Origin of the sequence: Aliiroseovarius salicola (assembly GCF_027891095.1) — a bacterium.
Classification (GTDB): Bacteria; Pseudomonadota; Alphaproteobacteria; order Rhodobacterales; family Rhodobacteraceae; genus Aliiroseovarius; species Aliiroseovarius salicola.
This window is the reverse complement of record NZ_JAQIIO010000001.1, coordinates 631,470-654,764: the sequence shown is the minus strand read 5'-3', so window position 1 is coordinate 654,764 and position 23,295 is coordinate 631,470. Positions and strand designations below refer to the sequence as shown.

Here is a 23,295-nt window from a genome sequence, read left to right as displayed (position 1 = left end):
GATTCAAGAAAAGCGTTGATCGCAATATCGCGATCAACGCACCATGCGCGGATAGGAGGCAGTTATGCGTGCGACTACTGTGGTCAGTCTGTTACTGGCCGTCGTTCTGGCCGCTCTTGCGGCATTCACCACCCAAATCTGGCTGACAACAGAACGGGCGAATATTCTTTCTGAAGTCATTCCGGCCCAAGAGGTGGAAGAACAACCAAAGCAAACAATTGTGGTGGCAAGGACCGTGTTGCAATTTGGGCAACGCCTCACCCGTGACAAACTGGAAGAGATCACCTGGGCCGCTGAAGATTTACCAAAAGGGGCTTTCACTTCGATCGATCCGCTTGTGTCGGAAAAAGAAGAAGAAGCGCGTTTTGTTGTGTCCTCTATCGAAGCCGGTGAGCCAATCTTTATCAGTAAGATCACGGCCCCCGGTCAACGGGCGAAACTATCCACCGCTTTGACCCCTGGAATGAAAGCCATTTCTATTCGGGTCAACGATGTGCTGGGTGTGGCAGGGTTTGTATTACCCGGTGACCGCGTTGACATCATGCTGACCCGTAACCGTGGCAATGGCGCATTTGTTGATGTCCTGCTTCAAGGCGTCAAAGTGCTGGCAATCGATCAGATTGCAGATGATCGAAAAGACCAACCAAGCGTTGTGCGGACTGTGACATTCGAAGTGAGCACGGAAGAGGCGCAAAAGCTGGCGTTGGCTGCCAATGTCGGAACCATGTCGCTGGCACTGCGCAACATCGGTTCGTCTGAAACCGAATCCCTACAGCGTGTGACCACTTTGGATCTCGTTGATCCCCAGGTTGCTGAGGAGCTTCGCCTCCAAAACGAAAAGGCAAATGCCGAAGCCGCAAAGCTCGCGGCAGCCGGAGCAGGCCCATCTGACAGTGATTTGATGCGCGAAGAGGTCGAAACGTTGCTGAAAGGCTTCATGAGCGACATTTCCACACGCATTGATGACGTAGAGACAAGCATTGGAGACGCAAGTTCTGTTAAGGTTGAACCTATAGTTGCTGCACCTCCGCCACGAAAGCCCAAAAAGGCTAACGTCGGGGTGATCAGGAGCGGTAAACGTGTTGATTATTTGGTGCCGAAAGTAAATTCTGAAGAAGCGGCGGCGGAATAAGCCGCTTCCGCCTCTCAACTGAGGTGCAGATGAAAAAATTGGCTCAGAACCGATGGGACAGGCTATGGCAAGACTAAAAAAAGCAAAACTGCTTCGGGCAATCGCGACGACATGGACATTCTGCCTTGCTGCGATTGCTCTTTCGGCGCCCGTGATGGCGCAGGAAAGCATGAGAGAGATCACACTTGGAGATGGGGTGGTTGATAAATTCACCGTCGCACCGGGTCACGTTCTCACCGTTAATACGGACACTCCGGTTTCTGACCTGGTGGTAGGTGATCCGAATATTGCGGATGTATTCCCGCTGTCTGACACCTCCGTCTATATCCAGGCGAAGGCCAGCGGGTTTACCAATATCGCCATGTATGACGTCAACAAAGAATTGCTCGGCGTGATGAATATTCGTGTACGGCGTGATTTCTCCGAGCTTCAGGCAGTGATCAATCGCTCTGTGCCCGCAGCCAATGTTAGCGTCGCCAACGTGAACGACCGGATTCGCCTGTCGGGCGATGTGCGGGACAATGTGGATCTGAGCGCCGTTCTCAGAATTGCAGAGCAGTATTCGGAAGATCCGATTATCAATGGCATCCGCGTCCGCAGCGGCCAACAAGTTCAGCTCGATGTGCGTATTTTGGAAGTGCAGCGAAATGCCGGTCGTCAACTGGGTGTCAACCTCGGTATCACCAGCAGCGGTGGGGTCAAAGTCTTTGGTTCAGGCAACACGCCAGCGACTCAGTCTCGGCCGTTTGGAACCATCGTTGGTGATATTCTTACCAATGCCGGCGCACAAATCGATGTTGTGATTGACGCGCTGGAAACGCGTGGACTGGCCCGCCGTCTGGCAAACCCCAAGCTGATAACCACCAGTGGTGTTGAAGCAAACTTTGTTGTCGGTGGTGAAGTTCCGATCTCTCGTGCAGTGGTGGGTGAAAATGGAAGCACCGCGGAAGAAACGGCATATCGTGAATACGGTGTGCGCCTGAATTTCCGCCCGGTTGTTTTGGATCAAGGGCTTATTCAGCTGCGGATCCGCCCAGAAGTCAGCGACATTGACGAAACTCCGCGCAATGGCATTGGTTTCATCAGCCGTAAGGCAGACACAACCGTTTCCCTGCGTGATGGCCAGAGCTTCGCAATTGCTGGTCTCCTAGATGTCAGCAACACACGCGGGGTTGAGCAATTGCCTTGGCTGGGTCAAGTTCCAATCCTCGGCGCATTGTTCCGCTCGACCGAATTCCAGAAGCGGGAAACTGATCTGGTTATTCTGGTTACCCCGAAACTGGTACGACCTGCCGCTCCTAACGAGCCTCTGGCAACCCCGTTTGACACCACACGGTCTTCGAATGATGTCGAGTTGTTCCTGTTGGGAATGCTTGAAGTCGACCGTCGCATGCTCCGTTCGTTCCGCGAAGGGGATGGTGTTGTTGGCCCATATGGGCATATGATTGATTTGGAGTTCGAAGATGGCTTGCTTGTCAAATAAACGCGCGCTTTGCGCCCTCGCCGTGGCTGGCCTGCTTGCAGGCTGCGCGGACTATCAAAATAACCGAGACACTGTTTCCGCTTCGGCCGGGAATGCCATGGAGGCCAATTCGGCCATTCACGTGGTATCCCCATGGCCACCTTATGTAGGAGACACGGATCTGACGGACGATAATTAAGCCGCAGGTATTCGCCGCAACTCGGCACGAAAGCTATTGATCAGTATAAGGCGCATTTTTGCGCCAATGGAGACGTGTACACAGTTTTATCTTGAATTGGATTTTCCGGATGTTGGACAAAAGGCAAAACCTTGGAAGGTGTGAAAAAGGCTCTATCTTTGTGGAATCTCTACTGGTTTTGCCGCTTATTACGCTTTTGTCCGTTGGAATCCTCGAGTTCGGGAATGTGCTCTGGCAGCGCCATCAGGTGCAGACAGGTGTACGCGATGCGGCGCGTTATTGGGCGAGGTGTAAACCAAATGTGGTTGGCTACACATCCAATTGCTCAATGACCAAGGCGCGCAACATAGCATTTTATGGCAATCCGCAAGGCACTGGAGCCTTGCGGGTTCCTAACTGGCAAAGTGACAGCCAGTTGACGATTTTACCTGCGAAAACCGATTTGCCGCCCAGTCCGAATAATGGTGACAAGGTCTATGCAAAAGCTGAACTGGATTATGCCGGTTCACCTCTGTTCGCTCTTTTGAGGATCAACACCGTACGTATCGAATACGCACATTATCAGAGGTATCTGGGATGGTGATTCGCGCGATATATCGCAGATTCCGCGATGATCAGAGCGGAATATCCATGATGGAGGGCATCATTGTCCTGCCCGTCGTCATCTTGGTGTTTGCTGTAATGATCGAATTTGGATTTGCCGTGTTCCAATGGAATCAAACGGTAAAAGCGCTGCAACTGGGGGCCCGGGTCGCGGTCGTATCAGACCCTCTTGTGGACACAACTAGCGCACAATGGACCGCGCTTACCAATCCTGGCACCGCCGTACCTGGGGATCCTTTTCCGGATTCAACTGTCTCGGCCTCCTGTGGCGCCGGAACGGGTGTTGCCTGCCAAAGCGCTGAATTGAACCGGCTAATCTACGGCGTGGCTGCCGATGGCAGCATTGACACGGTTTGTGCCCCGGGCCTGGGTCTTATGCCTGGCATGTGCGACTTCAACACCAAGCTGCGCCCAGAGCATGTCTGGGTGTCCTATCAGCGTTCTGGTCTTGGATATGTCGGGCGGCCTCTGGGGCCTGTGCTGACAGTCACCGTGGGCACAAATGGGTTGGGTTTTGAGCTGCCGTTCCTTGGCGCTCTTGGCGTATTCAATTTCATGTCCATTCCAGCCCATCCAGTTACGGTCACCAGTGAAGACCTTTCAAGTACATCCCTGTGAGGCAAAATGAAGAACGCCGAGAAAAACTTCCATATTTTTAGAGTGCTGATTGCCTGCACCGATCCTGCGCTTTGCGATGGCATTACGCATGTTATCGATGAGACGTCTCAATTTCGGGCCGTTCAGTCGGAAGGCAAACCCTTTGAACAACTTGATCGATCCGTACGGGTTGATGCGGTTGTTATCAGCGGAAATGAGTTGGATACGAACCTGCTTGATCTACTCAATCAGGCCCGCGCTCGGTTTTCAAAAGTGCCGATCATTATCGTCTCGGACAAGCTGAACGAAGAGCAGACGCGACAATTGATTAAGTTGCAGGTCCATGATTGGCTGCATCACCCAATCGATGCTGACAGTCTGATCAAATCCATTGAAAATGGGATACGCGGAACGCGGATCAAGACCAACCGGGTTCATGCGGTGATCTCGGGTTCAGGAGGAGCAGGCGCGACCACGCTTGCAGTCTCTCTTGCGGATTTAATGGTCTCTCAAACGGTAAAAAAAGGCGAAACCGTCGCCCTGTTCGATTTGGATTTCGCAACGGGCAACTGCGGTTACAGCCTGAATATGATTAACGGGTTCCAACTCGACAAAATCCTGTCGACCCCTCAGCGCATTGATGCGGAGTTTGCTAACCTGATTCAGGAGCAGCAGCGGGACGGCTATTTTGTCTATTCCTTCAAGCGGCCCGAATTACTGACTGACGCCAATGGGTATGAGCTGGTTTTACGCATGCTTGATGCTGTGAATTTGCAGCACGAAGTGACCATTCTCGATATTCCCTACTACGAAACCGAGTGGCGCGAGGATGTTCTTGCGGCCGTCAATTCCTGCACGCTGGTCACAGAAGGCAATTTGCCTGCGCTGAAACACACCATTGATACGCTAGAAAGAATCCGCAACTTACGGGACGGCGATATCCCGGTGCAAATCGTCATCAACAAGAGCGTAAAGCGGATGTTTGGCAACAAACTTACGAAAAGTCGGTTGAAGGAGCTGTTTGGTGACACTCCGGTGTATTTCATGCCACGCGATGATGCTTTGATCGAAGAGAGCCTAGATCGTGGCGTTTTGCCACGCGAGATTTCCAGTCGTTCTCGCTTTGTGCGAGGGTTACGTAAATATATGACCACAATGCTGACCCCAAGATTGGAGGCCAAATGACTTCTCGATTTCCCTTCATTCTCGCAGTGGCGGTCGCATTCATTTTGGGTGCGATTTTGGAGCCAAACACTGCGCAGGCTCAGACAAGCAAAAAGGTACCGCGCGATCATGGCCCGACATCCGTACAAGTCGTGCCATTTGATTCCAAAGAACGTGCCGGGACCATCATTATTTCCAATACTGACCGGATACTCTACCGAGTCCTCGGAAATGGGACCGCAGAGCGCTATAAAATCAGTGTTGGGAGAGACGGGTTCACGTGGACCGGGACAGTGTATGTTGGTAGCAAAACCGAATGGCCTGCCTGGCGTCCGCCTGCTGCGATGCGCCAGCGTCAGCCAGATCTGCCGGGGTATGTCCCCCCTGGCCCGTATAATCCGTTGGGTGCACGCGCATTATATCTGCACAGCAACGGTAAAGACACATTGTATCGCATTCACGGAACGAATGATTCTGGCACACTGGGTGGGTTTGAGACTTCGGGGTGCTTCAGGCTGTCGAATTCTGATGTGATGCGTCTGTATTCATTGGTGACGAAAGGGACAAAAGTCATTGTAAATTAGGGGAGGTGTTTCATACATGGTAGGGCGATTTTTTAAGAAGTCCGAACAAAACGGGCAAGAAGCAGACCTTTCGAGCGGTTCGAAACTGGTTCTCAAAGAAGGGGATTTAGCTCCAAACAACGGAAGCGGGCGTTTGGTGTCATCTTCCAACAAAGCGGATCTGCCAGACTTCGTATCGGAACGCGTTGAATTACACCGCTTTCTGCTCGACAAGATCAATTTGGCGGTCTTGGATACCTTAGAGACCGATGAACTACATGACGAGTTGCGCCCATTGGTGCGCGATTATGCTCGTATCAACGATTTTCCTCTGAGCTCGAAAGAGCTGGATAAATTCATTACAGATATTGCCAACGAAATGCTTGGGCTTGGCCCGCTTGAACCCCTGATTGGCGACGACTCCATCTCTGACATTCTCGTAGTCGGACCGGAACGCGTATTCATTGAGCGCTTTGGCCGTCTTGAAGAAACCAAAGTCCGTTTCAAGGACGAAAACCACCTGATGCGGATTGTGCAAAAAATCGTTGCATCGGTCGGGCGTCGCGTAGATGAAAGCTCGCCCTTGGTAGATGCGCGACTTGCAGATGGGTCACGTGTCAACGTTGCGGTCCGTCCGGTTGCGGTTGATGGCCCCCAGGTTTCAATCCGCAAATTCTCGCGTTCGCCATACTCGCTGGATAAACTTGTGCAGAACAACGCTCTGCCCGCCCAGATGGCTGAATTGTTGTCAGCAGCCGTCGAGGGCAAGATTTCCTTGATTATCTCAGGGGGTACGGGGTCCGGTAAAACCACCCTTCTGAACGCGCTGTCTGCATATATTCCGCATGAGGAACGCTTGGTGACGATCGAAGACGCGGCGGAACTTCAATTGCAACAGCCTCACGTGGTGCGCCTTGAGACGCGGCCCCCTTCGATCGACGGACGTAATGAGATTCTGCAACGGGATCTGGTTAAAAACGCACTACGGATGCGCCCGGACAGGATCGTCATTGGCGAGGTTCGGGGCGGAGAAGCGTTTGATATGCTTCAGGCCATGAATACTGGTCATGAAGGTTCGATGACCACAATTCACGCCAACAACCCTCGTGACGCCATTTCGCGGGTTGAGCAAATGGTAGGTATGGCAGGCATGCCAATGAGCCAGAACGCCATTCGATCTCAGATCTCATCGGCCATTCGCATGATCGTTCAGGTCGATCGGCAGCGAGATGGCTCGCGGCGATTAGTGTCGATATCCGAGCTGACCGGGATGGAAGGCGATGTCATCCAGCTGCAAGAAGTGATGAAATTCGTGCGTAAAGGCATCTCTGAGGACGGAATGATTGAAGGTGAATTCCGCGCCACAGGCATCCGTCCGAGGTTCCTTGAAGAGCTTGAGACACTGGGTCTGAAGCTGAACAAGGAAATGTTCGACCCATCGAAGAAGATTGGATAACCCGTGTTGCAAATTCTGATTTACGCCCTTGTTTTTGTCGCAGCCCTGCTGCTCACAGATACTTTGGCGCGCGTCATCTTCCGAACACGTGCCGCCAAAAGTGAAATAAACAGCCGCCTGCGCCACTTGGCGCACGCGAAAAACCAGAACGAAGCCTATGATACGCTTTTGCTCAAACGTGGCATCCGCTCCGATTTGGGAACACAGGCTTTGATGGATTGGTTTACGCGGTTTTATAACCAATCTGGTCTGGAATTGAGCAAAACACGACGCACCGGTACGCTTATACTGCTGTTCCTTCTTGGCTGGCTGATTGCATACATTTTCATCACCGGCCAAATCATAGTACAGCTAGTTTTTGCTGCGCTTTTTTCCATCGTAGCCGCTTTTGCGGCGGTGGGTATTGCACGAATGAAGCGCAAGAAAAAATTCGTGACCCAGCTGCCGGGCACAATCGATGTCATGGTAAGATCGTTACAGGCGGGCCACCCGCTTCATGCAGCCATCGCGATGGTGTCAAAGGAAATGCCCGACCCGATCGGATCAGAATTTGGGTTGCTCAATGATCAGATAACCTTCGGTTATGATGTAGAAACCGCATTTCAGAACCTTCAAGATCGAGTTGGAGTGGATGAGCTCAAACTATTAACGGTAACAATTACTGTGCAATCCGGCACTGGTGGCAACCTTGCCGAGATTTTGGAAAACCTGTCGAAAATGATCCGGGATCGCCTGATGCTGAAAGCGAAGATTCGCGCGATTTCAGCGGAGGGTAGAATGACTGCGGTTATCATGGCCTTTTTCCCATTTGGCCTTTTTCTGGTTATTAAGACACTTGCGCCGGACTACTTCCAACCGCTGATCGAAACTGGGTATGCCAACACGGTTATCACTATATGCTTGATTATGATGGGAATTGGCATCGTTGTGTTGAACCGCATGGTCAATTTCGATTTCTAACGAGGGCGCAACATGGACACGACACTACTTCCAATCATAGCTGCGATCTTTCTGTCCGTATTGCTGTTGGTATTCACACTTACCAACTACATCACGAACAAACGTGAAGTTCGGAGAAACCTGGCTCGAATTAGAGCCACGTCAGCGGGCCGTAAAGATTATACGGAAAAACAACTTGACCAAGTACTGAGCGAGGAAAATGACACTGCGAGATACTTCTTTGAAGTATTGCGCAACGACGCCCCGGACTCTCTCAGGCCACGGCTGATCCGTGCTGGCTTCTTCTCTCGCCGTGCATCATTTTATTTCAACCTGTTCCGTGCGCTAATAGCCTTGGTGGTCTTCGTTTCAGTCTGGACGGGACTCTATGCTTTAGATTCATCCATTCGCCCACTGTTGGTTCTATTGTTCGCAGTCGCTTTTTCCGGCGCATCGTTCATCCTTGCCAATGTGGCTCTGGATCGCTTGGGTAAACGGAAAGAAACCGAGTATCGCAAGCTATTTCCGGACTTTATGGATTTGCTGATTGTCTGTGTTGATGCGGGTTTAGGTATTGATGCAGCTCTTGATCGTGTCGCACGTGAGTTTCTGATTACAAACCCAGATTTTGGTACTCATTTGAGCATCGTTGTTTTGGAACTCCGTGCTGGTCGCCCGATCCACGATGCACTTACGAATTTCGCCACTCAGATCGATCTGGAAGAGGCGCGATCACTTGCCACGCTGTTCCGGCAGTCAATTGAGCTTGGCTCCAGCGTCGGAAAGACGCTGCGGGTTTTCAGCGCAGAAATGCGTACTTTGCGCATCGTGCGCGCCGAGGAAAAAGCCAACGCGTTGCCCGTTAAGATGCTATTCCCGCTGGCTTTATTCCTGTTTCCGGTCAACCTTGTGATTGTGTTGGTACCGGTACTGATTGCGATCATGAAAATGTTCCTCAACCTCAATCCGCCGATTTAAACTCCGACACACGAGACTTTCTGGTCAGAGAGAAAGATCGGTGATCTTGCGTTTGCGCCGGGCGACAGCCACGTTTTTCCAAGCAATCTCCAACAGCTCTTCTGACAGCTCAGGTTCTTGATCGAGAAAAGCCGCAACCGCCTGAACATGGGCAATCAAAAAGCCGGGGTGAGCGCCAGATGGCACCACGTCCCGTTTCTTGTAATGCGCATCAAAGAACCGGGCGAGCACCTGATAATTGTAGGGTACCCCTTTCACCTTTGCGAGATCTTCGAAAATTTGAATGTAGTCCTCTCGCGTAGGACTGGGCACAAAGATCTTGAAATAGATACGGCGCAGTGATGCATCATCCGCCAGATCCTCGGGCAGGATATTGGTCGAGAACATGACAAGCTGGTCAAATGGCACGCGGAACTTCTGTCCGGTGTGCAAAGACATAATATCAAAATGGCTTTCCAACGGGACGATCCAACGGTTTAAAATCTCGGTTGGGGTCGAGCGCTGGCGGCCGAAGTCATCAATCACAAAAACGCCGCCCAACGCCTTTAGGTGCATTGGTGCTTCATAGAGACGGGATTTGCTGTCGAATTGAAGGTCCAGCATGTCGAGAGTCAGTTCACCCCCGGTCACCACCACAGGCCGCTTCACCTTCACCCAACGTTGATCAATCTCACGATCTACAGGGCCATCCTCAATTACGGCTTCATGCAAAGTCTCGTCGAAATAGCGAATGATCTGATTACCGACGATAAAAGCGTGAGGCACATAGATACTGTGCCGGAACACACTGCCCAAAGCTTCGGCAATCGATGTTTTACCATTACCTGCCTCGCCATATAAAAGCGCAGAACGGCCGGAGTTTACGGCTGGTCCAAGTTGATGGAGCATCCCTGGTGGCAATACGAGGTGAGACAGCGACTTTTCCAGCTCTTTCCGGTGGATGACTTCCTTTTTGATGCTTTGTTTTTTGATCTGATTCCAAAAAGCATCGAGCGTAACAGGTGCAGGCCCAACATATTGCGACACCAACATCGCCTCATAAGCGGTGGCTTTACCGCGATCTGTCAGCGCATAGCGGATGTCTGATTTGATGTCCTGGCTTTCCAAGCCACGCGATTCAATCAGGTGCAATGCCTGCATCTCGTTCAGGATCAACCGAACAAGAATCGGTGATAGTTTAATGATTTGTGAAATCCGAGCCGCCACCATTGTGCCGTTCTCGTTCATAATTTTTGCGACCAGCCCAATGAGAAAGTTAAGTTCCAAGCCAGTGTCTGAAATCGCCTTCGGCGCAGCGGTTGTTTGAAAATCTTTCATAATAAACATTTTCCTCCCCTAAAAAGCGTAGCCATCTGTGGATTATGGAGCAAGCATTGAAGAGGAAACACCTTGTTTTCTATAGCTCTGTTGCCATTTCGGGTCTGAAATCAAGCATGTAGAGTTCTGGCTGTATGTCCAGCTACCATTTTAAGGGCGGATTACCCCGCCCTACGATGCGTTTTCCCGCTCAGCGTGAAACCTGCTGCAAGTGATCAAATTCGGATACATGTGTGCCAACACCTAGGCTCACCGACCGCAGCTCGGTCACTATATCGGTCATCTCCGCCAGTGGAATCAGGGCTTGAACCTCGTCCCACCCAGACCAGCCGGGTTTTGCATCGAACCCGAGGAGTTGCCCCCGTCGCCCTGAAACGATGCGCTGCACTTTCGGAGTAAACTCGGCTGGAACTGACAGGCTTACCTTGTGAATCGGCTCAAGAACAATCGGCTTGCAATGTGGCATCGCCTCACTCATCGCTTTGATTGCAGCCCGCTGAAACGCCATATCCGAACTGTCGACATTGTGGTGCCCACCATCCACCAAGGTTACTGCAACATCCACAATCGGATGCCCATTTGGACCTTTTTGCAGATATTCCCGCACGCCTTTTTCCACCGCCGGGATGTATTGCTTGGGAACGGCGCCGCCAACAATTCGATCATCAAATGCAAATCCCTCGCCGCGGGAGAGCGGTCGAATTTCGATCTCGACATCGGCAAATTCCCCATGCCCACCTGATTGCTTCTTGTGGCGCGCTTTTTGGGTCATGCCTTTTGTGATGGTTTCTTTGAAGGGCACTTCGGGCTGCGTCTGGGTGAGGGTCAATCCACTATCCGCTTCCAGCTCTTTCAGAGCGATCTGTAATTGGATGGCCCCCTGCCCTGCCAGAATCAGCTCTCCGGTTTCGGAATTGTGCCCCGGATAAAGCGAAGGATCGGTTTCGCTCAGACGTGTCAGTGCAGCCGACAAACGCACCTCATCGGCGTGATGCTGGGTCTGCAATGCGATTGAGAACAGCGGCGCGGGAGGCGTTGGCCAATCCCCGACAACCCCTCCGGTTTCGGTCAGGAGCTCCCCGGTTTGCACTTCGCCCATCCGACCCAAAGACACAATCTCACCTGCGGCTGCGGACTGGATCTGGTCGGACTTTGACCCCATGTGGCGGCGCAGGCTGGCGACGCGGCTGCCGTTCAGCGAGTCTCCATTGTTCACGGCCCCGGACCACACACGAGCATGCGAAAGTTTCCCTGCTTTCCCGGCATAAGCTGTGCTGAAGACCTGCGCAACAGCACCATCTGTAGGCAGTCCAAGCCGTGCTGCCGTGGTTGATGCATCCGGAGCTTCATGCCGCAATGCCTTCATCAACCGATTGATACCATTTTCGTTTTCCGCAGACCCGAAGAAAACCGGAACGATCAGATCCGCTTGCAAATCTTTGACGAGGTTTTCATAAATCTCATCGGTCGATGGAACCACATCTTCAAGCAATTCCATCATCAGATCGTCATCAAAATCAGCGAGGCTTTCGAGCATCTCACCACGCGCTGCGTCTTCGCTTGCTTCAAGCTCTTTCGGCAGGGTTATCATTTCAGACCGCTTATGCGGCTCCCATCGCCAAGCCCGTTCACTGACCAGATCTACCATCCCTGTCAGCTGCCCGGACCCATCCCTGATTGGGATTTCACGCAGCAAAAGCGGGCGGGAGGATATGGTTTGCAATGCTTCAAACGTGGCACGAACAGAGGCTTCTTCCTGATCTAACTTATTGATGTAGATAAGATGCGGGATGCTGCGGTCGTCAAGAAATTGCAGGATCGGCGACAATGTGACAACGCGTTCCGGTTTGGGGTCACAGACCACAATCACAATATCCGCCACCATCATCGCGCACTGGGCGTCATAGACCAGTTCCACCGAGCCCGGACAGTCAATTACGGTCCAGGATTCATCCAGATAGTCAAATGACGCGATATTCAACTCGGTCGACATATTGCGCGCCCGCGCTTCGGGAGAAGCATCCCCCAATGTCGAACCGTCCTTGACGGTTCCGCGACGGGGAATGGCCTCTGCTGCAAAAAGGATATCCTCAAACAGAGTGGTCTTGCCGCTTGAATAGGGTCCGACCAATGCGGCCACTCTGGCACCAGGATTTTGCCCGCTTTTCTGTTCCGTCATGATATCCTCCGTTCAGCCGATCAGCATTTTGCGCATGCCGGGCCGCACGGTTTATCCGAAACCGTGAGGTCCGGTAGGGGCACAGTCCGCCCTTGCAAAAAGCGCGTCCATGATATGTGTCAACAGGCCCCTCAGGAAATGTACCTATCAATCATTGAGAGTAGCACATATCGGGTTTGGACGGTGCGGGCAGTTGGGACAAATCCTTCAACAGGTCAATTGCCGTCAAGAAATTCGTGGAAATCAGACGAATTCTTTACAAATCCACTCGCCTGCAAAATTCTGGAAGCATTTTTCTGCACAATCCCCCCAACCGGCAACGCGATCAGGGAAAGCCATCAACATGTCTAAAGATTATTTCAAAGCTCTTGAGGCCTTATACCAACAAAATGGCGAGACTTTCGCCAATTGGAGCAAAAGCTGGCTGAAATACCAAAGCGACATGGCGGAATCCTGGTCAAATTCCCTGCAGCCGGACCAGGATATTGAAGCCTCACGCGATCACCGCTTTAAAGGTGATGCTTGGAACGAAGGCATTTATCCGTTTCTACGCCAATCTTATGAACTGACCACCAAAGCCATGGTGGAGATGGCCGATGGTGCTGGGCTTCCTGAAGAAATGCAGGAAAAGCTGAGTTTCTATACCCGCGTAGCAACGGATAATATGGCACCCTCCAACTTCCTCATGTCCAACCCCGAGGCGCTGCAACTGGCGCAGGAAAGTGGCGGGCAAAGCTTGAAAGATGGGTTTCAGAACCTGATGGACGATCTGCAAAAAGGTTATATCAGCACCACGGATGAAACGGCGTTTGAAGTCGGGAAAAACATCGGATCCACATCTGGTTCCGTAATTTTTCGCAATGATATCATTGAGTTGATCCAGTATGACCCGACGACCCCGCAGATCCGAAAAAACCCGGTCCTTATCGTCCCCCCTTGCGTAAACAAATTCTACATCTTCGATCTGAACGAAAAGAAATCCATGGTGCGGTATCTGCTTGAACAGGGTCAGAGCGTGTTCATGATATCGTGGCGCAATCCTAGTAAGGAAATGGGGGATCGCAGCTGGGACGACTATGTGGGTGACGGAATCTTCGAAGCGCTTCGTGTTTCTTCCGAGATCAGCAAGTCCGACAATGTCGATATGCTTGGTTGGTGCAATGGCGGGACCATGCTAATTGCCGCACTTGCGGTTCTTCCTGAAGATCTGAAGGCAAAACTGGGCACCGCCACTTTCTTGTCCTCGTTGATCGACTTTTCTGATCCGGGTCAGATCGGGGTTTTCATCGATGAGGCCCAGAACGAAGTCTACAAGCAACGCCTGAGCAACGAGAAAATTGCCCCCGGGCGCGATATCGCCAACGCCATGGCGATGCTGCATGTGAACGAATCGATTTGGGGATTTGTGGTCTCGAACTATCTGATGGGCAAATCTCCGGCACCATTCGATGTGCTTTACTGGAATGCCGATACATCGAACCTTCCGGGCAATTGGTACCGGTTCTTCATTGAGGAAATGTATCTGAAGAATAAACTACGCGAACCCGGCGCCCTGACGCTCTGTGGTCGACCGGTGGATACGCGCAACATTGATGTGCCCTGTTACTTCCTTGCCGCCGATGGTGATCACATCGTTCCTTGGACAGCATCCTACACCGCTACAGATCTGGTCTCTGGACCAACTGAATTTATCCTGACCACGGGTGGGCATGTCTCTGGCACAGTCATCAACCACCCGGCCAAGACGCGGCGCAAATTCTGGGCGGATGGGGATACTGCGGAAGAGGCTGCCGGTTGGCAGGAATCGGCATCTTTGACTGACGGAAGCTGGTGGCCACATTGGCTGAACTGGATCGAGGATCATAATCCATCAACCAAGGTCAAAGCCCCAGTCAAACGCGGCAACAAGAACCACAAACCGATCGCTCCAGCGCCCGGCACCTATGTGCTGGAAAAGGTCTGATGTATGAAAGACCTGTTGATGGATGATCACGCCGACGAATTTCACATGATCCGGCACGATGGGATCCGAATTCGGTATTACCTGCGTAAAGGTGACGGCAATCTGCCTCCCTTGCTGGTCTGTAACGGGTTGGGTCAGTCCATTGAAGTTCTGATCCCGCTGCTCGATGAGTTGGGGCAACGCACGCTGATTACCATCGACATGCCCGGTGTGGGCCGCTCAGAGATGCATGACGACATTGCATCAATACCGGACTATTCCCGGTTCACCTTGGCTGTCATGGACGAACTTGGCTTCGAAAACTTCGATATTCTCGGGATTTCCTGGGGCGGAGCATTGGCCCAACAGATGATCCGCGATGCTCCTGAACGTGTGGGCCATCTGGTGCTGGCCATTACATCTGCCGGTGGTATCGGCAGCTGGTGGGGCACACCAATTGCGCTTTCCGAAATCATGTTCCCGTTGCGCTACATGAACAAGACCTACGGCAACTTTATCGGACCGTGGATGTATGGTGGAGAGGCACTCCTGTCGCCGGGAGCATTTCGTGAATACTCCAAACACGCCATCGCACCGAGCCCGGAAGGGTATTTCACCCAAGTGCGGGCCATGTGCGGCTGGACCAGCCTTCCCTGGCTTCGCGAGATCGAAAATAAAACACTGATTATCGCAGGAAAGTATGATGGTCTCATTCCAATCACCAACCAGCTTCTGCTCGCCAATATGATCCCGGATGCAACGCTGCAGATCTACTCAGCCGGACATCTGCTCATGTACACAAAGCGCCACGAAGTGGGCACTTTGATCTCTTCATTCTTAGACGACTGATACAGGAATTTTCATGCCCGAAAACATCACCATCACCCGCGAAGGTCGCGTGGTTCTGGTTACCTTGAACCGCCCCAAACAACTCAACGCGCTAAACTCGGCGCTGGCCCGCGAGATCATCCAAGAACTGGCCCCACTGGATCGCGATCCAAGCGTGGGGTGCTTTGTGTTGACCGGTAGCGAAAAGGCCTTTGCAGCAGGCGCCGACATCAAGGAAATGTCGGACAAGAGTTATGACGAAATGGCCGAGATCGACTTTTTTGCAGAATGGGAAATCTTTGCCAAGTTCCGCACGCCCAAGATTGCCGCCGTGCGTGGTTTCGCTTTGGGTGGCGGGTGTGAGCTTGCCATGATGTGCGACTATATTATTGCCAGCGACACCGCGAAATTCGGTCAGCCAGAAATCAAACTGGGTGTGATTGCAGGGATTGGCGGCACCCAGCGCATGACCAAACTGATCGGTCGCGCGAAGTCGATGCAATTGCACCTGACCGGCCGGATGATCGACGCCGCAGAAGCGCTTGAGTGTGGGCTGGTGGCACAGGTTATCCCCGATGCTGAGATCATGGACCATGTGATGAAAGAAGCTGCGACCATCGCCGGGTACGCCAAACCGGTGGCACAGGTCGCGCGCGAGGCGGTGAACCGCGCCGAGGAGCTATCGCTTGCCGAAGGGCTTTTGTGGGAACGACGCGTGTTTCATTCGCTGTTCGCAACCCATGCGCAAAAAGAGGGCATGGCAGCATTTGTCGAAAAACGTGCTCCGAATTTCCGCCCGGACCCGTGACCAGATCGCAAATCTACGAACACAGGGCGGCGGTCAACGCCGTCCAATGCTTCTTGCTCACTGCGGGTTTTCCGGCAAACATCCAATAGCTTTCCGCGGGTCGAAGCGCCCGGTCTGAAAGGCGGATCAACCGCTCTGCATCAAAATCTTCGTAGATCAGAGGCAGCGACGCCAGAAGCACCCCAGCCCCGGCCCTTGCGGCCGCCAGTGCCGCCGTGAATGTGTCAAATCGAAGTTGCGGCACCGGCGTAGAGGGATCCCCGGTCTTGCGCGACCATTCCTGCCAACCAGCACGAGGCCCAGACACCGCCAATCTTGGTAAATCCTGCCAGCGCGTTGCGGACCGCATAAGCCCAGGCGCACAAACAGGCGACAAGGCTTCGTTAAACAATTGCGCTTTGAACGGTTCTGGCCCGGACCCATCACCGTAACGCACCCGCACCATCGGAGCTTCACGTGAATCCTCGCCGCTTAGCACCATGGTTTGGCAGGTTATCTGTGCATCCCCTGGCATCTGTATCCCCGCCAGCCGGGGCGCGATCCAATGGGCAAGCATCGAAGCGCTGGCTGACAGGGTGATCGTCTTTCGGCGGATACCAAAGAGTTCCTCTGCGCTTTGGTCAAGGGTCGTCAGACCATGGCTGACATAGGGCAGCCAGGCCTCTCCCTCAACCGAAAGCACCACCCCACGTGCCCGACGGATGAAAAGCCGCACCCCCAATCGCGTCTCAAGCTGCGCGATCCGCTGACTGATCGCTGCTTGCGTCAGTCCCGTCTCACGCGCGGCATTGGTAAAGCTCCCGGTTCGCGCAGCAGCTTCAAACGCACGCACCCAATCCAGAGGCAAATTTTCAAGTTGCGATCCACCCATAACCAAAACCACCCCTCAGATGCGTTTTCCCTAAATTGAATTTATGAACAGATGCAACGACACTGTCACCTGAAAACACATTCTTCTTTTCGCGACTCAGCAAAGGAACGCCAGATGTCCGACCCAAGAACAGATGTCTCGATCGCCCCTCTAGGTCAGGTTCTTACCCTCACGAGCAATGGCCTGAACACACGGTTTCACGCGATCTGGCTGCGCGACAATGCATGGGATGACGAGACCCGCGCCCCAGGCAATGGGCAGCGCCTTGTGGCCCTTCGCGACATTCCCGCTGACACGACGATCAGCGCGGCTTCGGTGGAGGGCGGTAGACTGTCTGTCACCTTCACTCCTGAAAACAAAACTGTGGAGTATGACATCAACTGGTTGATCGCCAACGCCTATGACCGCCCTGCACCACAAGGGCGTGGGTGGTTAAACTCAGGTGTCGAAGCCTGGCGCAGTGATCTGATGTCTGCGATTCCCGTTGGCAATTTTGAAGAGCTGTCGAAGCGCGGCGACGCGTTGAAAGACTGGCTGGCGCTGGTCACCAAATATGGCTTCGGCAAATTTGTGAATGGGCCGGTGGAAAATGGGGCGCTGTTCAAGATCGTCGATCTCTTTGGCTTTGTGCGTGACACCAACTACGGCAAGCTCTTTGATGTGCGCACCGAGGTAAACCCGACCAACCTCGCCTTCACTGGCCTTGGCCTGCAGGCCCATACCGATAACCCCTATCGCGATCCAGTCCCGTCGGTCCAGGTGCTCTATTGCCTCGAAAGCTCTGCTGCGGGGGGGGAGAATATGGTGGTTGATGGGTTTGCTGCGGCCCAGCGGCTGCGCGCCGAAAGCGAAGAGTATTTCAATGTGCTGGCAGACCATTGTGCCCGGTTCGAATATGCAGGCGAGGATGACGTCTGCCTGACCTCGCGCCGCCCGATGATTGACCTGGCGCCGGATGGAGAGCTGATTGGCATACGCTTCAACAACCGCTCTCTCGCGGCCGTGACGGATGTGCCGTTTGACAAGATGGACACCTATTACGCCGCTTATCGCCGGTTTGGGGAAATCATCGATGACGAGGCGATGGAAGTGACCTTCCGCCTCGATCCGGGCGAAGGGTTTGTGGTCGACAACACCCGTGTGTTGCACGCTCGCAAGGGGTATTCCGGCGAGGGCACGCGTTGGCTGCAGGGTTGTTATTCCGACAAGGACGGGCTGCGCTCGACCTATGACGCGATAGTGCGCGCCACGAGGAAGGAGGCCGCGGAATGAAACCCGATATCGACAAGCTGTCTCCAGAAAACATCGTTGATTTCATCGGTGGGATTTTCGAACGCCGCGGTGGAGAAGAATATTTGGGTGAACCCGTGACCATGGCCGAACATATGCTGCAGGGGGCGACGATCGCCGAGCAGAACGGTCAGTCCGAAGAGATCATTGTCGGTGCGCTGCTGCACGACATCGGACATTTCACCTCAGAATTTGGCACCTATCATCCGGATGACACCGAAGACCGCCATCATGAAGATGCAGGTGCCGAAGTGCTGGAGCAGTTCTTTCCTTCCGTAATCACCGATTGCGTGCGCTTTCACGTGGCAGCAAAGCGCTATCTCTGTGCGACCAAACCTGAATATTACAAACGGCTGTCACCCGCCTCGGCCCATACGCTGGAGTTGCAAGGCGGACCGATGAATGAGGATGAAGTGGCGGAGTTTGCCGCCAACCCGAACCTGGGGGAAATCATCGCCGTGCGCTATCTGGACGAAGCAGGCAAGCGCGCCGACATGGAAACCCCGGACTACTGGCATTTCGCACCAATGGTGCAGCGAATGGTGGACCGGCATTGTAGCTAAGGTTAGCTGGGGGTTTCACACCCCCAGACCCCCGTGAGGTATTTTCAGCAAGAAAAAAGGGCGGGGAGTATTCCCGCCCTTTATCATTTCAGCGTGCCGACCAGATCAGTCGATCACACGCACCGCACCTTTTGCAGCGGATGAGGCCAACATCGCATAGGCCTTCAGCGCCTTGGACACTTTGCGCTTGCGTGGCTCGACGGGTTTCCAGCCTTTTTCATCCTGCACTTTGCGGCGGGCAGCCAGTTCATCGTCTGAGACAGCGAGGTTGATGGTGCGGTTCGGGATGTCGATCTCGATCTTATCGCCGTCCTGAACCAAACCAATGGCACCACCTTCGGCCGCTTCCGGCGAAGCGTGGCCAATCGACAGGCCCGAGGTGCCGCCCGAGAAGCGACCGTCTGTCAGAAGCGCACAGGCTTTGCCCAGACCCTTCGATTTCAGATAGCTGGTCGGGTAGAGCATTTCCTGCATCCCCGGACCACCGCGCGGACCTTCGTAGCGGATGACAACCACGTCGCCTTCCTTGACCTTGCCAGTCAGGATGTTGTTCACGGCGGCGTCCTGGCTTTCGCAGACATGGGCGGTGCCGGTGAATTTGAGGACGCTTTCATCCACACCCGCAGTTTTCACAATGCAACCGTCCAATGCGATGTTGCCAAAGAGCACGGCCAGACCGCCATCTTTCGAGAACGCGTGTTCTGCCGAGCGGATCACGCCGCCTTCGCGGTCGGTGTCGAGTTCCTTAAAGCGGTTCTCGGTCGAAAACGCCTTTGTGGTGCGCACGCCGCCCGGAGCCGCTTTGAACAAGCTTTCCGCTTCGGGATTGTTGGCAACTTTAATGTCCCATTTGGCAATCGCTTCGCCCATGGTGCTGGAATGCACGGTGGAGCAATCGTTGTGCAAAAGCCCGGCGCGCGACAGCTCACCAAGAATCGAGAAGATACCACCGGCGCGGTGCACGTCTTCCATGTGGACGTTGTGGATGTTCGGCGCGACCTTGCAGAGGCAGGGTACTTTGCGCGACAGACGGTCCATGTGAGACATGTCGAAATCGACTTCACCCTCGTTGGCAATGGCCAGAAGGTGCAGCACGGTGTTGGTTGATCCGCCCATGGCGATGTCCAGCGACATTGCGTTTTCAAAGGCTTCGAAGGTCGCGATTTCACGCGGCAACAGGCCTTTTTCTTCGTCCTGATAGTGCCGCTTGGTGATCTCGACGATCTTGCGACCCGCTTCCAAGAACAGACCTTTACGATCCGCGTGGGTGGCCAGGGTCGAGCCATTGCCCGGCAGCGCCAGGCCCAGCGCCTCAGCCAGGCAGTTCATCGAGTTCGCAGTGAACATGCCTGAACACGACCCGCAGGTCGGGCAAGCGTTTTCTTCAATATGCTGGACCTGCTCGTCGGTGAATTTGTCGTCTGCCGCTGCAACCATGGCATCAACGAGGTCAATCTTGTTCATGTCCAGATCGGCAATATCAATCTTGCCTGCTTCCATCGGACCACCGGACACAAAGATCACCGGGATATTCAGGCGCATAGCGGCCATCAGCATGCCGGGGGTGATCTTGTCGCAATTCGAGATACAGACCATGGCGTCAGCGCAATGGGCATTGACCATGTATTCCACGCTGTCCGCGATCACTTCGCGCGAAGGCAGCGAATAGAGCATCCCGTCATGGCCCATGGCGATACCATCATCCACGGCGATCGTGTTGAATTCCTTGGCAACCCCGCCAGCGGCCTCGACCTCTCGGGCGACCATCTGGCCGAGATCCTTTAGGTGCACGTGGCCCGGTACAAACTGGGTGAAGGAGTTCACGATGGCGACAATCGGCTTGCCGAAATCATCATCTTTCATCCCGGTTGCGCGCCACAATCCACGCGCGCCCGCCATGTTGCGACCATGGGTCGACGTTCTAGAACGGTAAGCTGGCATATCTTCTCGCCTCTCGCAGTCTTTCAATCGTATGAGGGATTAGCACCGATCCGTGACTGAAACCAGAGAGGAGTTTCCCGGTGGCTTGCCAGCAGTTTGAATTTCTCAGTGATCTCGACGGAATGCCATTATTGCCCATGGGCATCAACATTGGGAAACCCCCTCAATCACCCCTTGCGGGTGCATCATGCCATTTGCACAACTTTTTGTTGTGGTGAAGCTTTCGATCGCGTTACAAAACAGTGATCCCAAACAGCCGGATGCTCTTATGAACCGCCCCACATGCTTTGAAGCCATACAGTCTGCCCCCAAAAGGTCGGACTATGATGTGATTGATGTTGGGGCTCTGTTCAAAGTTTTTTGGCGCAACAAAACGATCATCGGAGCGGCAATGATTGTGTTTCTGGTGATGGGCTGGATTTATGTCAGTTCAGTCGCAACTCCGAAATTTCAGGCGACAAGCGTGCTCTTGCTGGACACTTCGGGGCGCCAGATTGTGGATCTGGGCGTTGCCTTGCCCGGGTTTGGAGCAGATAGCCACGCGATAAACACCGAAGTGGAAATTCTGAAAAGCCGCCGCCTGCTGCAACGTGTGGTCCGGGCTGAAAACCTGTCTGAGGATCCCGAGTTCAATCCAGCACTACGCCCAGCGGGAATTGCTATGAGAATAAGGGCGTTTGTTGCCGGGCAGGCCCCGGAAGACCATACATCTGCAAAATCCGAAGAACGCGCGATCAATGGTTTGTTACACGCGATGACGGCGCGCAATCTGCCAAAAACCGATGTGCTTCAAATCACAGTTCAAAGTGAAAGCCCGGCCAAATCCGCCATCTTGGCAGATCAGATTGCCGCCCAATACATCCGCTATAAAATGGATATGCGTTACGAGGCCACACGGGAGGCCTCGGAATGGCTCAGCCAAAGGGTTGCTGATTTAAAACTCCAGCTCGAACAGGCTGAGACCAAGGTTGCCGCGTTTTCCTCACAGACGGATGTCGTAAGCCGCGAAAACGTTTTGATGCTGGAGCGCCAATTGAAGGACATGCGCGCACGTTTACAGTCCGCTCAAAATGACTTGTCCAATGCCGGTGCGCGATCTGACAGAATGAATGCCGCGCAATCAGCGGATGCAAGTGAAATGCTGATCGCAGCGCAGGATGATCGGCTGACGCGGATTTTTCAGACCGAGGGGCAGTCAAAAGAATTCACCAGACGCTATGCGACGCTGCTTGCGCGCACCGATCAAAACGCAATGCGCGCAAGGGCGAATATTTCTACGATAGAAAGCAGTCTGGGTACGCTTGAAAACCAGATAGCTGTGCAGAGCAACGATCTGATCCATTTACAACAGCTGGCGCGGGACGCCGAAGCCAATCGTCTGCTCTATGAACATTTCCTGAGCCGCCTCAAAGAGGCCTCTGCGCAGGAGGGGATTCACCAACCTGAAAGCCGTGTTCTGTCTAACGCAGTTGTACCTGCAACCGCCTCCGAGCCTCGGGTTGGGATCATATTGATTGTCTCAGCTTTGGCAGGCTTGATCGTCGGCAGCGGCGGAGCCCTTTTCCTTGAGGCCGCTCAGAACAATTATCGAAGCGCCGCAGAACTGGAGGCCGAAACCAGCATTCCCGTCATGGGACAGATTCCCCTTATTCGTGCCAAAACACGCGAAGAAGCCCTGAAGTATCTCGATGAAAAACCCACATCCGCCGCCGCAGAAGCGGTGCGCAACTTGCGGACATCTGTCCTGCTGTCAAAATTCAATGAGGCGCCACAGGTGATCATGTCAACATCATCCATCCCCGATGAAGGCAAGACCACTGTTACGTTTGCACTTGCAAACAACTTGGTTGGATTGGGCAAGACTGTCTTGCTGGTTGAGGGGGATCTGCGGCGACTGGCGTTCCGCCAGTATCTCGAAACACCCGTCAAACGCGGGCTGATGAGTGTCCTGTCAAAAGAGGCCGAGCTGGAGGACGCCGTCGTAAAAGACCAGATGGTGGGGGCGGACATACTTCTCAGCGAACCCAGCAATGTGAATGCTGCTGACGTCTTATCCTCTGAGTCGTTCGAGAGTTTTTTGGAAACTGCCCGTACCCATTATGACCACATCATTATTGACACGCCCCCAGCGCTGATAGTTCCTGACGCGCGCATTATCTCACCATTGGCCGATCTTATCCTGTTAACCGTTCACTGGAATTCCACGACGAGGGGACAAGTTGCGGACGCCATAGGCATGTTCACCTCAATTGGCCAGAACGTCGATGGGATTGTTCTTAATCAGATCAATGTGAAGATGATGAGTAAATACGGTTATGGGAACTCTTATGGCGCAATCAATGGTTTAAAGAGTAAATATTATACGAACTGAAAATCCATTATGTCTCCTCGGGAACATCGGTGTTTACTGCCAATGAATAAAGGTATTTCTGGAATGTAGATTGCCTTTTTCAGACTTTCATA

19 protein-coding genes are annotated in these 23,295 nt (G+C 53.3%); 15 read left to right on the top strand and 4 right to left on the bottom strand.

The features are described from left to right. Positions 1–64: 64 nt before the first annotated feature. From cpaB to O2N63_RS03250, 9 genes are all read left to right on the top strand, one after another. Positions 65–1,132, top strand: a complete 1,068-nt coding sequence (cpaB, locus tag O2N63_RS03290; protein WP_271052713.1) for a Flp pilus assembly protein CpaB — start codon at positions 65–67, stop codon at positions 1,130–1,132. Positions 1,133–1,196: 64 nt separating this feature from the next. Then, positions 1,197–2,615, top strand: coding sequence for a type II and III secretion system protein family protein (locus O2N63_RS03285; protein ID WP_271052711.1), 1,419 nt, complete (start codon positions 1,197–1,199; stop codon positions 2,613–2,615). Between the two features lie 287 nt (positions 2,616–2,902). Further along, positions 2,903–3,376: a TadE family protein gene (locus O2N63_RS03280; protein WP_271052709.1), complete on the top strand. Its 474-nt coding sequence runs from the start codon at positions 2,903–2,905 to the stop codon at positions 3,374–3,376. 47 nt (positions 3,377–3,423) lie between these two features. Then, positions 3,424–4,014: a TadE/TadG family type IV pilus assembly protein gene (locus tag O2N63_RS03275; RefSeq protein ID WP_271052707.1), complete on the top strand. Its 591-nt coding sequence runs from the start codon at positions 3,424–3,426 to the stop codon at positions 4,012–4,014. A 6-nt stretch (positions 4,015–4,020) separates the two neighbouring features. After that, a complete protein-coding gene (locus tag O2N63_RS03270; protein ID WP_271052705.1) occupies positions 4,021–5,178 on the top strand; it encodes an AAA family ATPase in 1,158 nt (385 codons plus the stop codon). Beyond that, on the top strand, positions 5,175–5,741 hold the full coding sequence (locus O2N63_RS03265) for a L,D-transpeptidase (RefSeq protein ID WP_271052704.1): 567 nt from the start codon (positions 5,175–5,177) through the stop codon (positions 5,739–5,741). The genes O2N63_RS03270 and O2N63_RS03265 overlap by 4 nt, the downstream gene beginning before the upstream one ends. A 16-nt stretch (positions 5,742–5,757) precedes the next feature. Then, complete coding sequence (locus O2N63_RS03260; protein WP_271052703.1) at positions 5,758–7,176, top strand: CpaF family protein; 1,419 nt, start codon at positions 5,758–5,760, stop codon at positions 7,174–7,176. A 6-nt stretch (positions 7,177–7,182) separates the two neighbouring features. Continuing rightward, entirely contained in the window at positions 7,183–8,136 is a 954-nt protein-coding gene (locus tag O2N63_RS03255; RefSeq protein ID WP_271052702.1) for a type II secretion system F family protein, read from the top strand. A 12-nt stretch (positions 8,137–8,148) separates the two neighbouring features. After that, complete coding sequence (locus O2N63_RS03250) at positions 8,149–9,093, top strand: type II secretion system F family protein (RefSeq protein WP_271052700.1); 945 nt, start codon at positions 8,149–8,151, stop codon at positions 9,091–9,093. 24 nt (positions 9,094–9,117) lie between these two features. On the opposite strand, the gene O2N63_RS03245 is transcribed toward O2N63_RS03250, so the two are convergent. Beyond that, positions 9,118–10,410 (bottom strand): P-loop NTPase family protein, encoded by a 1,293-nt coding sequence (locus O2N63_RS03245; protein ID WP_271052698.1) that lies wholly within the window; start codon positions 10,408–10,410, stop codon positions 9,118–9,120. A 190-nt stretch (positions 10,411–10,600) separates the two neighbouring features. Beyond that, complete coding sequence (locus O2N63_RS03240; RefSeq protein ID WP_271052696.1) at positions 10,601–12,589, bottom strand: elongation factor G; 1,989 nt, start codon at positions 12,587–12,589, stop codon at positions 10,601–10,603. A gap of 343 nt (positions 12,590–12,932) precedes the next feature. Here O2N63_RS03240 and O2N63_RS03235 point away from each other — a divergent pair, with 343 nt between their 5' ends. From O2N63_RS03235 to O2N63_RS03225, 3 genes are read left to right on the top strand one after another with little or no spacing between them, the layout of a single operon-like run. Beyond that, positions 12,933–14,552 carry a PHA/PHB synthase family protein gene (locus O2N63_RS03235; RefSeq protein ID WP_271052695.1) on the top strand — a complete coding sequence of 540 codons (1,620 nt, stop codon included), beginning with the start codon at positions 12,933–12,935 and terminating at the stop codon, positions 14,550–14,552. A 3-nt stretch (positions 14,553–14,555) separates the two neighbouring features. Next, entirely contained in the window at positions 14,556–15,380 is an 825-nt protein-coding gene (locus tag O2N63_RS03230) for an alpha/beta fold hydrolase (protein WP_271052693.1), read from the top strand. A 13-nt stretch (positions 15,381–15,393) separates the two neighbouring features. Beyond that, positions 15,394–16,167, top strand: coding sequence for an enoyl-CoA hydratase-related protein (locus O2N63_RS03225; RefSeq protein ID WP_271052692.1), 774 nt, complete (start codon positions 15,394–15,396; stop codon positions 16,165–16,167). A gap of 13 nt (positions 16,168–16,180) precedes the next feature. Here O2N63_RS03225 and O2N63_RS03220 read toward each other — a convergent pair whose 3' ends face one another. Then, positions 16,181–17,038 carry a LysR family transcriptional regulator gene (locus O2N63_RS03220; RefSeq protein ID WP_271052691.1) on the bottom strand — a complete coding sequence of 286 codons (858 nt, stop codon included), beginning with the start codon at positions 17,036–17,038 and terminating at the stop codon, positions 16,181–16,183. Between the two features lie 114 nt (positions 17,039–17,152). Here O2N63_RS03220 and tmpA point away from each other — a divergent pair, with 114 nt between their 5' ends. Next, positions 17,153–18,310 (top strand): 2-trimethylaminoethylphosphonate dioxygenase, encoded by a 1,158-nt coding sequence (gene tmpA, locus O2N63_RS03215; RefSeq protein ID WP_271052690.1) that lies wholly within the window; start codon positions 17,153–17,155, stop codon positions 18,308–18,310. After that, positions 18,307–18,891 (top strand): (R)-1-hydroxy-2-trimethylaminoethylphosphonate oxygenase, encoded by a 585-nt coding sequence (gene tmpB / locus O2N63_RS03210; RefSeq protein ID WP_271052689.1) that lies wholly within the window; start codon positions 18,307–18,309, stop codon positions 18,889–18,891. Before tmpA ends, tmpB begins: the two co-directional genes overlap by 4 nt. A 105-nt stretch (positions 18,892–18,996) precedes the next feature. On the opposite strand, the gene ilvD is transcribed toward tmpB, so the two are convergent. Continuing rightward, positions 18,997–20,832, bottom strand: a complete 1,836-nt coding sequence (gene ilvD / locus O2N63_RS03205) for a dihydroxy-acid dehydratase (RefSeq protein ID WP_271052687.1) — start codon at positions 20,830–20,832, stop codon at positions 18,997–18,999. Between the two features lie 187 nt (positions 20,833–21,019). Between ilvD and O2N63_RS03200 the strand changes: the two genes are divergently transcribed. Continuing rightward, the gene (locus O2N63_RS03200; protein ID WP_271052685.1) at positions 21,020–23,203 is read left to right on the top strand and encodes a GumC family protein; all 2,184 of its coding nucleotides are present in this window, start codon (positions 21,020–21,022) and stop codon (positions 23,201–23,203) included. Positions 23,204–23,295: the final 92 nt, after the last annotated feature.